The sequence below is a fragment of the Streptomyces sp. NRRL F-5122 genome (genome assembly GCF_001507435.1).
In the GTDB taxonomy this organism is placed as follows: domain Bacteria; phylum Actinomycetota; class Actinomycetes; order Streptomycetales; family Streptomycetaceae; genus Streptomyces; species Streptomyces lannensis.
On record NZ_LMWH01000198.1, the window covers coordinates 1 to 296 of the forward strand.

At 69.6% G+C, this 296-nt stretch carries 1 protein-coding gene; it reads left to right on the forward strand.

The genetic code is table 11. The features are described 5' to 3' along the window. The coding region (locus ADL25_RS19795) for a transposase (RefSeq protein WP_199839184.1) at positions 1 to 296 on the forward strand (296 nt) is incomplete at both ends.

The following is a 296-nucleotide window of genomic DNA, read 5'->3' on the forward strand; positions in this document are numbered from 1 at the left end:
CGCACCGCCTGCGGCATCCCGGACGATGTCGGGCATGTGGAGAAGTGGCAGCTGGCCCTGGACATGCTCGATGAGACCCGCTCTTGGGGCATCGAGGTGTCGCTTGCCATCGCGGACGCCGGATACGGCGATGCCGCCGCGTTCCGGCATGGAGTGCAGGCCCGCGGCATGAACTACGTGGTGGGCATCTCCACCATGCTGTCGGCCCAGCCCGCCGAGGCGGTGCCGGTGGCCGAGCCGTACTCCGGGACCGGACGCCCACCGGTGGCGAAGTATCCCGACAAGCCGCGGTCAGT